Here is a 14,904-nt window from a genome sequence, read left to right on the forward strand (position 1 = left end):
CAAAGTTAATAAAAAGTTTTTGATGTAAGATGATATTCAATAACTTTCACAATCAGAAGACTTCTGATACACTACCAACTTATTTATGATTTTTTCTTTCTGAGTTCTTCGGCAATTCTCCATTGTATGGCGGCTTCCACTTCTTTCCCCACTCTCAACAGGGCATCTCCGAAAAGCTCGTGTGCACCGGCATGCTCGGGTTTCAGACTTGTAGCCTTGTCCAGGTCGGCAATTGCTCCTTCAGTATTATCGATTTTCAGACGCAGTTTTCCACGGTTGTACACAGCTTTAAAGTTTGCAGGATGAAGGCTGACAGCGGTATTGAAACAGTTTTCCGCATCAAAATACTCTTTGCTGTTGAACAAGGTGATTCCTTTTCGTATCCAGGCATCTATATAATTAGGGTCGAGGCTGAGCGCTTTGTCATAATTGGCAATGGCGGCACGAGCGTCGTGGGCTTGGGTGATACATTCATTTCCCATTAACAGATATTCATGGGCATATTGCCGCAGACGTTCCTGCTGTTCCCGCATTTGCTCTTTGAGCTTTTTGTTCTGCTCCTGCAAGGTATTGATAATCCCCAGTTTCCGGCGGATTAATCGGCGGGGAACAGGTTTCTCTATGTCATAACGGGAGTGAATGGCACGGAAAAATTGTTCCAGGCATTCTTCCATATCCCCTTTGTCGAATGCACGTGCGGCAGCGGCATACTGGACATCGGCCTGCGCCTGTTTCAGAGCCTTGTCGATGGCTTGCCGGTCGTTGAACCGTCCGGCAAAGTTTACGATTTCGGGACGCACAAAGATATCCGCCCGGTTGATCGGCTTTTTGAGCTGGATGCCATCCAGCGAGGTGCAGCGGCTGAGTGCTACATACGCCTGTCCGCCGGCAAATACACCTCCCGTGAAGTCAATCACTACTCTGCTGAAAGTCAGCCCCTGACTCTTGTGGACGGTAATGGCCCAGGCCAGCCGGATGGGATATTGGGTGAAGCTGCCCAGTACTTCCTCTTCAATCTCTTTTGTCTTTTCGTTGTAGCGATAGCGGATGTTACGCCATGATTCCCGTTTTACATCGCATTCCTTGCCATCGTCGGTGATGACATATATCGTTTCTTCTTCCTCGTCGATACCGGCAATCACTCCGATGGTACCGTTTACCCACCGGCGGTCGAAATCATTCTTGATAAAGATGATTTGAGCACCCGGTTTCAGAACGAGTTCCTGTGAGGTTGGCAGACTGCTTTCGGGGAAATCTCCTTCAATGCTTCCCTCAAAGGTGATCGGTTCTCCTGCCAGCTCGGCCAGTTTCTTCTCATTGATCGAGTCAACCGTATCCCTTCGGGTGGCAAGCGTGATATACATATCGGCTTCCGATTCTTCGATATGACTTCCGTACCGGGTGTTCAGCAGTTGCAGGTCGGCTGCTCCGGCGGTGTTGGTACGGATATGGTCGAGAACGCTGACAAAGACGGAATCAGTCTGCCGGTATACTTTCTGGAGTTCGATGGATACCAGATCGATCTGGCTGAATACTCTTGCCGAGAAGAAGTATGGAGTAGGGTAGGCACGGTTCAGAATCTCCCGCTCGTCATTCTTCACGACAGGTTCCAGCTGGAAAACGTCGCCTACCAATAACAGTTGTTTGCCGCCGAAAGGTTCCCGTAAGTTATGCGAATATACACGTAAGATGCGGTCGATGGCATCAATGAGGTCCGCCCGTACCATAGAGATTTCGTCTATGATGACCAGTTCAATCTGTTCCAGTAATTTCCGGTGCGGTTTGGTGTACTTGAAGAACTCGTGAATGCGTCCTCTCTGAAGACTTAAATTCGGATCGTCCGGCAGTAACGGATAGAAGGGGAGTTTGAAGAAACTGTGCATCGTACTTCCTCCGGCGTTGATGGCGGCAATGCCGGTAGGTGCGAGTACGACATGTTTCTTCTTGGTATGTTCGCAGACATAACGTAGGAATGTAGATTTACCTGTACCTGCCTTTCCGGTCAGAAAAACCGACTGGCGGGTATACTGAATAAGATTCAGGGCGTCCTGAAAAGCTGCGTTATTAGTGTCTACGCTCATAAAGTTAGTGACGGATAAACAGATGTGCTGACCGGATAAATAAATTAGATAATCCCGAAATGTTTCATTGCCTTGCTGATGCCGTCCTCATCAATGGGAGCTGTCACATAGTCGGCTGCGGCTTTTACATCCTCTTTGGCCTGCCCCATAGCGACTCCGATAGCTGCGTGGCGGAGCATGCTGATATCGTTTCCTCCGTCGCCGAAGGACATCGTTTCTTCCAGCTTGATGCCAAAATGCCGGATGATTTCATCGATGCCTTTCTGTTTGGTATCGCCTTTGGCTGTGACATCCGCAAAAGCCGGATACCAGCGGCCTATTTCGCAAGTCGGGATGGATGGAAGCACTTCTTTTTCTTCTTCCTCCGTGATGAAGGGAGTCATCTGGATGACTTCCTTATTGCTTGCTTCTTCAAATGAAACTGTCGGAATGACATTTACATGCAGGAAGTCATAAAAGATCTTCTTCACCATCTCATTCGGTTGGCAAACAGAGATATTATGCTCCTCTACGAAGATGCAGGGGACTCCTTTTTTTTTGCAGAAAGCAGCCATTGCTTTTACTTCTTCCTGCGGGATGGCACTTTTGTAAATTACTTCTTCTCCGACAAAACAATAGGCTCCGTTCATGGTTATATATCCATCGATCAGGTTCCGGTCCTGCAATTCGGAAAGATTGTTGATAATGGCTTTCGGGCGTCCGGTAGCGATAAATATTTTAAGCCCTTTTGCGTGGGCGGCTTCCAATGCCTCAATGGTAGAAGACGGGATACGGTGTGTTTCGAAACTAACCAGCGTTCCGTCTATATCAAAAAATAAAGCTTTCGTCATAAATTCCTTTTTGAATTGAGTACAAATGTACTACTTTTGTCTCACATAACATAAAAACCTCATGCAGTATGAACTATAATTTTGATGAAATAATAAACCGTAACGGTACGGACTCCGTAAAATGGGATGCCGTAGAACGCCGTTGGGGGCGTAATGACTTGATTCCGATGTGGGTGGCTGATATGGATTTCCGCACAGCCCCTTTTGTAATCGACGCCTTGAAGAAACGTCTGGAACATGAAGTGCTGGGCTATACATTTGCCTGCAAGGAATGGGCCGAATCCATAATCAACTGGCTTAAAGAACGGCATGGCTGGGAAATTCGTGAGGATATGCTGACGTTTACTCCCGGCATTGTCCGCGGACTGGCATTTGCTATCCATTGTTTTACGGAGAAAGGAGACAAGGTGATGGTTATGCCTCCTGTCTACCATCCTTTCTTTCTCGTGACGCAGAAGAACGAACGTGAAGTGGTGTACAGTCCGCTGGTATTGAAAGACGGACAATATCATATTGATTTCGACCGTTTCCGCAAAGATGTGCAGGGATGCAAGCTGCTTATCCTGAGCAATCCCCATAATCCGGGCGGACGTGTATGGACCAAAGAAGAACTGTCGCAGATCGCTGACATCTGCTACGAGAGCGGTACATTAGTAATCTCTGATGAGATTCATGCCGACTTGACCCTGCCTCCTTACAAGCATCCTACCTTTGCTTTGATTTCTGAGAAAGCACGGATGAACTCCCTTGTCTTTATGTCTCCGAGCAAAGCGTTCAATATGCCCGGACTGGCAAGTTCGTATGCAATCATTGAGAATGACGAACTTCGTCATCAGTTCCAGGTATATATGGAAGCGAGCGAGTTCTCCGAAGGACACTTATTTGCTTATCTCAGTGTAGCGGCGGCATACAGTCATGGTACTGAATGGCTGGATCAGGTCGTTGCCTATATCAAAGGAAATATTGACTTTACGGAAAGTTATCTGAAAGAGCGGATTCCTGCCATCAGAATGATTCGTCCGCAAGCATCCTACCTTATCTTTTTAGACTGTCGTGAGCTGGGGTTAGATCAGGAGGAACTGAATCGCCTGTTTGTAGAAGATGCCCACTTGGCTTTGAATGAAGGAACGACGTTCGGCAAAGAAGGTGAAGGGTTTATGCGGTTGAATGTTGCCTGTCCGCATGCTACGCTGGAGAAGGCTTTGAGGCAATTGGAACAAGCTGTAACTGATTTGAAATGAACTTTTTCCAGGAAAAGTTGGCTTCTTATACGTAAAATTCTATCTTTGTAAAAAGAGGACTAAAGGAAAAGAATATGAAAAGTCATGCAAATAGAGTATTAGACTCCATTAAGCGGTCATTAGCCGAACATTTGCCAAAAGAAGGGAAGGCATTATTGTTTGGTTCCCAGGCGCGGGGTGACGCACAAGTAGATTCAGATTGGGACATCTTAATCCTGTTGAATAAGGAAAAATTAGAACCGTCTGATTATGATGAAGTGAGCTTTCCTTTAACGATGCTTGGATGGGACCTTGGAGAAAGGATAAATCCCATTATGTATACAATGAAAGAATGGGCTGCGAGTTGTATCACTCCTTTTTATAAAAATGTAGAACAGGAAGGAATCGAATTGATATGAAACTGACAGATGAAGAACGTAACTCGCTTGTAGTGTTGCAAATGGAAAAAGCTAAAACATTTCTGAAACAAGCCGATGAGATGTATGAAATGAAATATTGGGATATTGCTTCCAATAGATATTATTATGCTTGCTTCCATGCTGTTCAAGCTCTACTGATAAATAGTGGGTTATCGTGTAAGACGCACGATGGATTAATAGCATGCTTTGGTCTGAATTATGTGAAGACGGGTAAGGTGAGTACGCGTTTGGGGAGTTTTCTCGCACGTATGGAGCAGTTACGTCAGAAGGGAGATTATAATTGTATCTATTCAATATCAGAGGATGAAATAGCTACCATAAAGGCTCCGGCAAGAGAACTTATTGATACAATAGAAGTCTTATTGACGGAGGTGTAACTGTATCCTAGTTATTAACTCTGCTCAATTTATAACGATTATGCGAATATTCTTCCTAATATTCCTGCTTGCCTATGTCGGTGGCAATGTTTATATCTTTATCCGTACATTACAGATGCTTTCCGGCTTCTCGCTGGCTATGAAGATTCTGTTGTCTGCCATTTATTGGCTGGTAGCTTTCTCGTTGGTGATAGCTATGCTGACCCGTCATATAGATATGCCTGTCATCCTGTCGAAATCCATGTTTCACATCGGTTCGGTATGGCTGGTCTTTACACTGTACATGATTTTTGCTTTGTTGATAGCGGATGTGACGAAGATATTTGTGCCGTCACTGAATCACGGTTTCTATTATGCGCTGGGAGCGACTTGCTGTCTGCTTCTGTACGGTTATTATAACTACCGTCATCCACAGGTCAATAAGATTGATGTCTCCCTTGATAAGCCGATAGAAGGTAACGGAATCAATATCGTAGCTGTGAGTGACGTCCATTTAGGGTATGGTACGGGAAAAGCCATGCTGAAAGAATATGTAGATATGATAAATGCGCAGCATCCCGACCTTATACTTATCGGTGGAGATTTGATAGATAATAGTCTTACCCCATTATATAAGGAGAATATGGCGGAAGAACTGGCACAACTGAAAGCTCCCTTGGGCATTTATATGGTTCCGGGAAATCATGAATACATCAGCGGTATTGATGAAAGCGTCCGCTTCTTGAAAGATACTCCCATACAACTATTGCGTGATTCCGTAGTAACATTGCCTAACGGTGTGCAGATCATCGGACGTGACGACCGCTCCAACCGTTCCCGTCATTCCCTGCCTACCTTATTAAAGCAAGCGGATCGTAGTAAACCTATCATACTTTTAGATCATCAACCCTACAACCTGGCTAAAACAGATTCTTTGGGAATAGACCTGCAATTCAGCGGACATACGCATCATGGACAGATATGGCCTATAAGTTGGGTAACAGACAGAATATATGAACAGAGTCACGGCTATCGCAAGTGGACCCAATCACATATCTATGTTTCCAGCGGATTATCTCTTTGGGGGCCTCCTTTCAGAATAGGAACAAACAGCGATATGGCGGTATTTCGTCTGAATCAGATGGCGAAATAGTGAGAATATAATAAAAAGCGTTCTTGGGTGTGTTGAGAATTGAAAAGAATCGAGTATATTTGCATATAATCAATAGATTAAGAAGTTATGAGACGAACAGAAGTGATCGAACAAATCAAGGACATTATCCGTCATGTTGCTCCTACTGCTAAGACCATATTATATGGTTCTCAAGCGAGGAATGAGGCACGCAGTGACAGTGATATTGATTTGCTCATCTTGCTTGATGGAGAGAAAATAACTTTGAAAGAGGAAGAGGCGATTACTTTACCCCTTTACGAACTTGAACTGAAAACCGGTATATCTATCAGTCCGATGGTTATGCTGAAAAAACTTTGGGAAAACCGTCCGTTCAAAACACCTTTTTATATTAATGTCACTAATGAAGGAATCGTATTATGAAAGATATTTTAGACGAAGAGAGTCGGAAAGCATTGATCGCCTACAGAATGCAACGTGCTTATGATACAATGAAGGAAGCGGAGGTGATGATTCGGGAATCTTTCTATAATGCTGCTATTAACCGAATGTATTACGCATGCTATTATGCGACGGTAGCATTATTGCTAAAGAATAATATTCAAACGCAAACTCACAATGGGGTTAAAACGATGTTAGGACTGCACTTTGTATCTACCGGAAAGCTTCCTCTAAGAATAGGTAAAACATTTACTACGCTTTTTGAGAAAAGACATAGTGGAGATTATGATGATTTTATGTTTTGTGATAAGGAGATGGTTGACGAGTTGTTTCCACAAGCTGAATTGTTCATCAAATCTGTTGATGAATTACTAAAAGAATAAATTAGACTATTCAGACTCTGTAACTCTTTTCTCTTCTTAACTTGTTATATGTTTATCGATCTGATTATTGAAACGGAACAAACAGCGATATGGCGGTATTTCGTCTGAATCAGATGGCGAAATAGTACTCACCAAAGTATCAATATCAGAAAATATAACTATATTTGTAGCGTATCTCCGCAAAGGAGCTACGCTTTTTTATTTTGGAGATAGCGTTTTTATTATCTGCTGTGAAAATCTGGTAAATTTTTGTGCTTGCAGATAATAAGTAACCGGTCTCCACGTCTCTGTTGTATATAAATTTGTTATATACCTCATGGGCGTGGAGCTATTACTTATTATTCGAGCACGGGCTTACCAGAGCCTTCACAGGGTAATGTAGTAATAGTTTCCGCGCCTTTTTTCTTTGGGGCATGCGGGAACACACAAATGAAAAAACAGAAAATTATGGATGATCCTACTTGTTCCTACCCCTGCCTGATGAAGCTTGATTTACAGGACTCCACCGACAAACTTGCCTTTCTTAAAGACAATTGGCCTAGCTTTGGACAAATTGAAAGCATTGATAAACTATCAAAACATGAACTTAAATGTACTCTCTGCTTCCTTGATGTCCTCATTGATGAGTTCGTAGATGATGAATATGTTTGTTCAAGTCGTGTTATGACTCGTTTGGTGTTAACACGCATATATGTTCAGAATACTATGGAAATCACGGCATTAAAAGAATTACGATTGGAACTAGAGAAGTCGGATGATTGAGAATAGGTTGATTCTGGATTTTCTCCACAGTGATTTAATAGCAGTTTTGCTCTCATGCTCTAACAATTCGCTTGTATCCCTTTATTCATCGTAGTTTCAGGTATGGTAGCAGGCGTGGTGGCAAGTATGAGAGCAAGCGGTTGCTCTCACTCTGTCAAATCGTGTTAGTAAGTGTTTATTTAATGCTATCTTTTGATTTGTAGGATGTTAATGGTTGATTTGTCAACTATTAACGATTGATATCTCAGCTATTAATAATTGAGAAATCAGGTATTAATGACTGATAAATGATGTATTATTGGCCAATGGATGATTTAGTGTTACTTGAAAGAACAGGTGAATCGGAACAGTTGATACGGTTAAGTCAATCAGATCGTGCGGTCAAGTAATCCCAATCGACAGTAGTTTCAGATAGTTTCAAGCGTCTGAAACTTTTGTTTCAAGGCTTGGAACTAATGGTTTCAATGCTTGAAACTAGAGTTCCAAGCGCTTGAAACTATCTGAAACAACCGTGATTTTGAATTGGAAATTGCAGTTTGCACGAGAAGAATCAGGATGGAATTGACAACATAGACACAAGACAGGTATGAGAGCAAACGTTTGCTCTCATACCTGCTACCACACTTGCTACCATACCTGAAACAACGATGAATAAAGGGATACAGGCAAATTGTTAGAGCATGAGAGCAAAAACGCATTCAAATTACATGGGGAGATGTACAGAATCAATAAAAAGCAAATAAAAACGAAAGAAGGCTATTTATGGTAACTTTTTGCATAACATATTGGTTAACTTTGCACTCAATGATAAAAAACTTATGAACATCAATTTTGAAACAAAATATTGCCAGACTTGCGGGATACCTTTGGATATTGATTATACCAATCTGAAGGCAGACCAAAATGAGGAATATTGTGATTACTGTCTGAAAAATGGAGTTAAACTGTATGACTTCTCAATGGATTATCTTATCTACCTTTGGGGACTTTTTCCCGAAGAATACTATAAAGAGGTCGGCATACGCCATACTTCGTCGGAGTTGAGAGAAATTATGTCCAGACGGTTACCTGAAATTAAAAGATGGAAGCAAAAAATTAATACCGCTCACATACAATATGAATTGGTGATCAGAGTTCAAGAATATATCAACTGTCATTTATTTGATGACCTTGATTCTGAAAAGTTATCCCAAATTGTATGCATTTCCAAGTATCATTTCCACCGACTTTTTAAAGCCGTTTGCGGTGATAGCCTTGGGAATTACATCCAACGATTAAGATTGGAGTACATTGCTTTTAAGTTAATATCCACCAATGTAAGTGTCTCCGAAATTCTTAGTCAAATCAATTATCAGAATAAACATACGCTTTCAAGGGCATTCAAAAACTATTTTAATTGCTCTATACCTGAATTTCGTAAAAGACATTCAAATGCCTGTTCTGAAGGTAAGAATCCAATACAGATTGAACCAAGTATTGAAAGAGTGCCTCATACACGGATTGCATATTTAAAATTAGAGAGAACACATCATGTCAGCCATAGTTTTTCTGTTTTATGGAAACAGGTGCTACAATTTTCTGAAAGCTATGGATTATTATCAAAAGGATGTAAATATGTAAGCCTGACTCTTGATTATCCTTTTATCACGCTTGAAGAACAAAGTCGTTTTATGGTTGGAGTAACATTACCACAATCATTTAAAATTCCGAAGGGGTTCGGTGTTTATGAAGTTCCTGCGGGTGAATATGCTATATTTCGTTTTAAAGGACTATACCATGAACTGAATAGGGTATATCGTTATATTTATCTTGACTGGCTACCTGCAAATGATTATAGCTTGCGAGAACCATTTACTTTTGAGACTTATATCAATACACCCGAAAAAACTCCGGTTTCGGAACTAATCACAGATATTTATATCCCTGTCAAAAAGAAAGAAATATGAACTATAAAGAAGTAGAGAATGAATTGAAAAAGTCAAGGATAGATTTTGTTCATTTCGTAGATATATCCAAGTTGACCAATAAGCAGAATAGAGGTTTGCCATGTGCTATATTAATAGGAATCGCAATAAATCCGAAGTTTGTAAAAGATGTATTTAATAATCCTGATTATAAACCTGTTCTTGAAGATGAGTATGTAAAAACTGAAAATAGAGTGGGAGAAGTAACAGACGAGTTAGCTGAATTTCTTGTCAGCAAAGGGTATAAAGCTCTTTCACAATCTGATGCGGGACTTTTGGCAGAAGGTGTGTTTAATTTTGAAACGAAGGAGTCGGTTTTACCTCACAAAACAGTAGCGCAACTTAGTGGATTAGGATGGATTGGGAAAAACAATCTGTTTATTACTCCTGAATATGGTGCAGCGCAATGTCTTGGTACTGTTTTAACTGATGCACCGTTAGAAACTGTACCGTATGCCCCTATTTCCCCGAAGTGTGGTAATTGTAACATTTGTAGGGATATATGCGAAAGAAAAGTATTGAAAGGGACCACCTGGAATACAGCAATCTCAAGAGATGATATAATTGATGTATATGGATGCAGTACCTGTTTGAAATGTCTTGTGCATTGTCCTTGGACGCAGAAATACGTAAACTTTAAAAGCAGTCTTTTACAGCCATAGAAGAACTAGCCTGACTAAAAAGTCGGTTCTATCTCTATTCTCCTCCTTCGGGAAGGAGGAGTACCCGTAGGGGGAGGTGGTAGGTAAACACGCAATGCTTTTATTCATAGCAAATTAGATACAACCTTATTTTACCTACCACCCCGCCCTACGGGCACCCCTCCTTCGGGAAGGAGGGGAATTGGAGATACTACTGACTTTTTAGTCAGGCCCGAACTATATTGCCTTATCTTGAACTGAAAGTAGATTTAAATAATAACTTTAGTGTGTCTTGAAAGATAAATAATCTACCGGAATCAGCCGGACCTCGCTATTTAATCCCGAAGGCATGGGAGCCCAGTGGCTATAGTTGGCCGGACGATAATTCAGATCGACAATATTGATCTCTTTAAATTTGCGCCACTGCACTCCCTGCCTGTCCAGTTCGGCTATTCGGTTGGCAGGGAGGTTAGTGACTTCTATCTCGATGTGGTTTTTTCCTGATTTCAGCAGATGACCTACTCGTAGCTGATAAGGTACTGCCCATGCGCAGCCCGCTTCCTGTCCGTTGATCCGGACACGGGCACTTTCGCGTACGTCTCCCAAGTCGAGTACCCAGTCATCGGCTTGCAGAGCGGGCAATTCGATATCCAATGAATAAACACCGCTGCCCATGTTAATCTTGGCTACCGGATGGTCGATGCCTGTCCATGAGCAAGGGCGGTCGATGTCGAACGTACCCTTTATCTCCGGTTCGCTTTCGGCGAAGTGTAGTTTCCAGCCATGATCCAGGCTGAGGCTGAACGGTTGTTCCTGAATATATTTCCAGGGTCGGGCAGCTTGCAGCGGCTGTTGATAAGTCTGCAAAATCACCGATTCGCCGGATTTCAGTTGGAGGTAGACTTGTGTCTGTTCTCCGGCCTGGCGTACCTTTGCTTCTCCGCATTCACCTGTCATGGGATTGAAGAGGGCGGCAGCTTCGGCTTTGGTTCCCAGTGTCACCCAATCATTCACTCCTTTATCTTGGAGAGAAGAGATAAAGTAATGGTGCCCGCTATCGTTCACTCTGCGGATGGCTTGCAGTCCGAACTTGGTTTTCATTTCTTCCTGAGGAATATTACAACTTGCTAAAGTACGCGCATAATCCGTACCTGTAATAATCTTGCCTTTGCCTACCGGAGTAACCGTTGTTTCGGAGAATGAAACGGAAGGTAACTTTTGCAGCGTCTGCTGATAAGTCTTGCGCTTCTGTTCCAGTTGACCGTATCCCGGTACGTCCGTCGGATAGTTTTCGAGGAATACGATGGTGGCTCCCTGTTGTGCCAGTTTCAGCAGATGAGCCAGAACATCATTCGGCATCAAATGGGCGGCGGGTACGACCAGTGCTTTGTAACCGGTTCCGCCGGAAGTGATGAGCTGTCCGTCTTTGAAACGAGTGCTGCGGATAAAGTTGTCCGAGATATAGTCTCCGTCATATCCGCTGTTATTGATACGGTGGATGGCATCTATAAATTTCGGGGCGAGCTTGGCCATGTGATGAATGCTGAATAGCAGCAAACGTCCCGGTTGCTCATCCCACATATCATAGACAGGCAGATAAATAAGGAAATCATTATCCGGTTTACCCATTTGCAGGAAACTTTGGCAACGGGTGATATAATCGAAGAACGAAGGGGCATCGTGCCAGATACTGTTCGTCGGATTCATATTGATAGAGGCGTAAAACAACCATCCCGGCCATTCGGCTTCTTTCGGCGAATAGGGAGTGCCGTGAAAGAACATATGATTAATGCCGGAGACGAACATCAAGTCCATATCCGGTTTGCACTGTGACAAAGAAGTGCGGAAATGCTCCGTCAGCCAGGTAAATGTTTCGGTAGAAGTATAAGGCTTCCCGGCGATATGGGCGGCAGAAGAGGCATATTTCAGCATCGACAAGTCCGAATCATTCTTTTTGGTTAATGAATCCTGACGTAATCCTTTGATATGAAATTGGGACAAACCGAATCCTTCACATTCAGGGATGTCTACGGCTGCGTAGACATCGATCAGGTTGGCAGGCGACCCGTGTGCCTGATTACGGGTGATGCTGCCATTCTTGTGTGCCCAGTCCGTCCATTGGCGGGTGAAGTTCTCCAGCAATAAGTCGGAGATCGTCTCCCGATAGTCGGATACGATGCGGCGGCTGACTTCCGGACGGCTTTCGTCCAGAAACTCCGGAAAATGTTCTTCCAACTTATATCCCCGTCTGCGGGCGAACTGATCCAGAAAGTCTTCTGTCCAGTCTGCCTGATAGACTTCGTAAGAGTCGTTGAAGAATGTATGCGGATAACTCGTCTTGCTGCTTTTGAAAGCACGGTCAAATCGGGAGAGATAGTTCTTGACGGCAGTCTTGGAAAGATGGTTCATTACGTATCCTTCCCCTCCGGGGGCGGCACGTTTCACTTTCTGACGTGTCTTGCTGTTATACAGCGCTATCACTTTCCATTTTCCGGCAGGGGCTTTCCATACCAGTTTGTCTTTCCTGACGTGGGAAGTAAGGTTGATGCAGCGCCCGTTTTCATCGTATGCCATTACACGGCTTAAGACAGAATAAGGTTGTTGCTTCTTGTCTGTCACATTGATATCTTGCACGATTTCCTGGCCTCCTTCTATATCATAAATCTGGAAGATGGCTTTGCTTGCCGCGTCTTCGATGCTGACTTCCGGTCCTCCGAAGGGCCATCCCGTTCCGGTGTTCATATCGATCTCGATGCCGGTGCGTTTTCCTTCCGCCTGTGTGTGTTTGAGGACTTCCATCCAGCGGGGAGAAAGGAACTGAATATCGTTGGCGTCATTGCCCTGTACACCATAGATGGGAGTGATTTCTACGGCGCCCATGCCGGCACGCGCGTATTCTTCCAGATTGTAAGTCAGGTTCTTTTCATCGACAGCGCTTCCCAGCCACCACCATCTGGTGCCGGGACGGGCTTCTGCCGGAGCATCCGGCCACTGTTGCGCTTGTATGCTTCCACCTGCTGCGAGCATACAGAGGAGTATCAGTTGTTTCTTGTTCATTATTCTTGGGGTGTATGATAGTATTCAATGTTTTCTGCGTCGTCGGTCACAAAGAGCGGACGTCCGTCCGGCTGTGCAAAGTGGAAGCGGACACCGTCGAAAGTTATGTTCTTTGCGTGACGGATATAAAATCCTTTGGCGGGAATCGTTCCGAACATCCAGGGTTCGGGATATACTTTTTCCTGTTCGGGTGGAGTGCGCTTGCCGTCTTCTTCGCTGTATCCACCTTTATAATATAGGTGAATGTTGCGGAAAGTAACATCTTCGATAGATGCACCGGGCACGCCGCTGATAATGGAAGAATACCGGCTGTCAGCGTTCCATACATTGATGTCGCTGATCAGAATACGCTTCATGGTGCCTATGGGTGTCCCTTCCGGACTGCGCATGCGCGCACCCAGGCGAAGGAAGATAGGAGCGTTGACAATATCCCTCATGGTGATATTGCTGATAACGATGTCTTCCAGATGACCGCCGTCTACGGTTTCGAGCGCCAGTCCCCGGCAATGTTCGAAGATACAGTTGGTGAGGACGATGTTGCGGAAGCCTCCGCTGCTTTCCGTGCCGAACTTGATACGTCCGGTGCGGTATCCATGATCGGGTGCCTGCGGTTCGTCGAGTTGCCAGCTGCCGTCCAGTACGCTTCCCTTGTCGAATCCGCTGACGTAGCAGTCGCTGATGGTAATGTTCTCCGTATCTTTGAAACGTCCCAGCGCATAGGAGGCTTTCAGAACGATGGCGTCATCCCACGGGGAGTTGACCGTGCATTGGCTGATGCGTACGTTACGGCAGCAGTCAATGTCGAATCCGTCCCGGTTGGTATCTACTTTCAGATTAAGCAGGGTGAGGTGCTCTACACCGGTGGCAAGCAGGGCGAAGTGTCCGCAATGGAGCATGGAGAAGTCTTTCAACGTGACGTTCCGGCAATCCTTGAGGCTGATCGCTTTGTTGCCTACACCCGGCAGGCGGCTTTCTTCGCGGGTCAGTCCTTTGCCGTAGATCAGTCCCGGACCGCTGATGGTGATGTTTTCCAGACCGATTCCCCAGATCAGGGAGTTCTTCCAGTGGCTGTGCCCGAAGTCCTGGTATTTATTATGCTCATTAGGTTCCGCCGAGTCGTATCCTTCGTCCTTTCCCGGAAAGGCGGCGATGATGCGTGCGCCTTGTTCCAGATAGAGATGGATGTTGCTTTTCAGCCGGATGGAATAACAGGCATATTCTCCGGCAGGCAGATATACGGTACCTCCGCCTTCTTGTGCGGCAGCTTCGATGGCACGGTTGATGGCGGGAGAATCAATCGTCTTTCCGTCTGCTTTTGCTCCGAAATCCCTGACGTTATAGATTGCTGCCTGCATATACAGGCAACCGGCCAGTAGGCTGAGTAGTAGATATATTCTTTTCATCTTTGTATGGATTTAAGCTAAATGATAATCAATAGTATCTTAAATCTCCTCCTTCGGGAAGGAGGAGTACCCGTAGGGGGAGGTGGTAGGTGAATGTATAACCCTTTCATTTACAGAGAAATAGGAATAAACATTATTTTTCCTACCACCTCGGCCTTCGACCACTCCTCCTTCCCGAAGGAGGAGAATGGAGA

The 14,904-nt window shown here is 44.3% G+C and carries 13 protein-coding genes; 9 read left to right on the forward strand and 4 right to left on the reverse strand.

Annotated features, from left to right (window positions below; translation table 11 throughout):
* Positions 1-83: 83 nt before the first annotated feature.
* Positions 84-2,081: an AAA family ATPase gene (locus ACHLI0_RS19040; RefSeq protein WP_008761012.1), complete on the reverse strand. Its 1,998-nt coding sequence runs from the start codon at positions 2,079-2,081 to the stop codon at positions 84-86.
* Between the two features lie 44 nt (positions 2,082-2,125).
* Positions 2,126-2,911: a Cof-type HAD-IIB family hydrolase gene (locus tag ACHLI0_RS19045; RefSeq protein WP_055216694.1), complete on the reverse strand. Its 786-nt coding sequence runs from the start codon at positions 2,909-2,911 to the stop codon at positions 2,126-2,128.
* Positions 2,912-2,979: 68 nt separating this feature from the next.
* Here ACHLI0_RS19045 and ACHLI0_RS19050 point away from each other — a divergent pair, with 68 nt between their 5' ends.
* The 9 genes from ACHLI0_RS19050 to ACHLI0_RS19090 all read left to right on the forward strand — a co-directional run bounded on the left by ACHLI0_RS19050 (position 2,980) and on the right by ACHLI0_RS19090 (position 10,271).
* The gene (locus tag ACHLI0_RS19050; RefSeq protein WP_490749839.1) at positions 2,980-4,152 is read left to right on the forward strand and encodes a MalY/PatB family protein; all 1,173 of its coding nucleotides are present in this window, start codon (positions 2,980-2,982) and stop codon (positions 4,150-4,152) included.
* A gap of 74 nt (positions 4,153-4,226) precedes the next feature.
* The gene (locus ACHLI0_RS19055; RefSeq protein ID WP_117859954.1) at positions 4,227-4,550 is read left to right on the forward strand and encodes a nucleotidyltransferase domain-containing protein; all 324 of its coding nucleotides are present in this window, start codon (positions 4,227-4,229) and stop codon (positions 4,548-4,550) included.
* Positions 4,547-4,948 carry a HEPN domain-containing protein gene (locus ACHLI0_RS19060; RefSeq protein WP_062695672.1) on the forward strand — a complete coding sequence of 134 codons (402 nt, stop codon included), beginning with the start codon at positions 4,547-4,549 and terminating at the stop codon, positions 4,946-4,948. Before ACHLI0_RS19055 ends, ACHLI0_RS19060 begins: the two co-directional genes overlap by 4 nt.
* Positions 4,949-4,988: 40 nt before the next feature.
* Positions 4,989-6,080 carry a metallophosphoesterase gene (locus ACHLI0_RS19065; protein ID WP_195577127.1) on the forward strand — a complete coding sequence of 364 codons (1,092 nt, stop codon included), beginning with the start codon at positions 4,989-4,991 and terminating at the stop codon, positions 6,078-6,080.
* 87 nt (positions 6,081-6,167) lie between these two features.
* Positions 6,168-6,482 carry a nucleotidyltransferase family protein gene (locus tag ACHLI0_RS19070; RefSeq protein WP_008764355.1) on the forward strand — a complete coding sequence of 105 codons (315 nt, stop codon included), beginning with the start codon at positions 6,168-6,170 and terminating at the stop codon, positions 6,480-6,482.
* Positions 6,479-6,883, forward strand: a complete 405-nt coding sequence (locus tag ACHLI0_RS19075; protein WP_490749840.1) for a HEPN domain-containing protein — start codon at positions 6,479-6,481, stop codon at positions 6,881-6,883. The genes ACHLI0_RS19070 and ACHLI0_RS19075 overlap by 4 nt, the downstream gene beginning before the upstream one ends.
* Positions 6,884-7,330: 447 nt before the next feature.
* Positions 7,331-7,645: a hypothetical protein gene (locus ACHLI0_RS19080; RefSeq protein ID WP_490749841.1), complete on the forward strand. Its 315-nt coding sequence runs from the start codon at positions 7,331-7,333 to the stop codon at positions 7,643-7,645.
* Positions 7,646-8,463: 818 nt separating this feature from the next.
* Complete coding sequence (locus ACHLI0_RS19085) at positions 8,464-9,591, forward strand: GyrI-like domain-containing protein (RefSeq protein ID WP_490749842.1); 1,128 nt, start codon at positions 8,464-8,466, stop codon at positions 9,589-9,591.
* Positions 9,588-10,271, forward strand: a complete 684-nt coding sequence (locus ACHLI0_RS19090) for an epoxyqueuosine reductase (RefSeq protein WP_490749843.1) — start codon at positions 9,588-9,590, stop codon at positions 10,269-10,271. Before ACHLI0_RS19085 ends, ACHLI0_RS19090 begins: the two co-directional genes overlap by 4 nt.
* 261 nt (positions 10,272-10,532) lie before the next feature.
* Here ACHLI0_RS19090 and ACHLI0_RS19095 read toward each other — a convergent pair whose 3' ends face one another.
* Positions 10,533-13,307, reverse strand: coding sequence for an alpha-L-rhamnosidase (locus ACHLI0_RS19095; RefSeq protein WP_490749844.1), 2,775 nt, complete (start codon positions 13,305-13,307; stop codon positions 10,533-10,535).
* Positions 13,307-14,710, reverse strand: a complete 1,404-nt coding sequence (locus tag ACHLI0_RS19100; protein WP_490749845.1) for a rhamnogalacturonidase — start codon at positions 14,708-14,710, stop codon at positions 13,307-13,309. The genes ACHLI0_RS19095 and ACHLI0_RS19100 overlap by 1 nt, the downstream gene beginning before the upstream one ends.
* Between the last annotated feature and the right edge of the window lie 194 nt (positions 14,711-14,904).

It is taken from the genome of Bacteroides sp. RCH18 (assembly GCF_058231005.1).

Coding starts and splice junctions, on each gene's coding strand:
- ACHLI0_RS19040 (WP_008761012.1), bottom strand. CDS start 2,081: ATGAGCGTAGACACTAATAACGCAGCTTTTCAGGACGCCCTGAATCTT.
- ACHLI0_RS19045 (WP_055216694.1), bottom strand. CDS start 2,911: ATGACGAAAGCTTTATTTTTTGATATAGACGGAACGCTGGTTAGTTTC.
- ACHLI0_RS19050 (WP_490749839.1), top strand. CDS start 2,980: ATGAACTATAATTTTGATGAAATAATAAACCGTAACGGTACGGACTCC.
- ACHLI0_RS19055 (WP_117859954.1), top strand. CDS start 4,227: ATGAAAAGTCATGCAAATAGAGTATTAGACTCCATTAAGCGGTCATTA.
- ACHLI0_RS19060 (WP_062695672.1), top strand. CDS start 4,547: ATGAAACTGACAGATGAAGAACGTAACTCGCTTGTAGTGTTGCAAATG.
- ACHLI0_RS19065 (WP_195577127.1), top strand. CDS start 4,989: ATGCGAATATTCTTCCTAATATTCCTGCTTGCCTATGTCGGTGGCAAT.
- ACHLI0_RS19070 (WP_008764355.1), top strand. CDS start 6,168: ATGAGACGAACAGAAGTGATCGAACAAATCAAGGACATTATCCGTCAT.
- ACHLI0_RS19075 (WP_490749840.1), top strand. CDS start 6,479: ATGAAAGATATTTTAGACGAAGAGAGTCGGAAAGCATTGATCGCCTAC.
- ACHLI0_RS19080 (WP_490749841.1), top strand. CDS start 7,331: ATGGATGATCCTACTTGTTCCTACCCCTGCCTGATGAAGCTTGATTTA.
- ACHLI0_RS19085 (WP_490749842.1), top strand. CDS start 8,464: ATGAACATCAATTTTGAAACAAAATATTGCCAGACTTGCGGGATACCT.
- ACHLI0_RS19090 (WP_490749843.1), top strand. CDS start 9,588: ATGAACTATAAAGAAGTAGAGAATGAATTGAAAAAGTCAAGGATAGAT.
- ACHLI0_RS19095 (WP_490749844.1), bottom strand. CDS start 13,307: ATGAACAAGAAACAACTGATACTCCTCTGTATGCTCGCAGCAGGTGGA.
- ACHLI0_RS19100 (WP_490749845.1), bottom strand. CDS start 14,710: ATGAAAAGAATATATCTACTACTCAGCCTACTGGCCGGTTGCCTGTAT.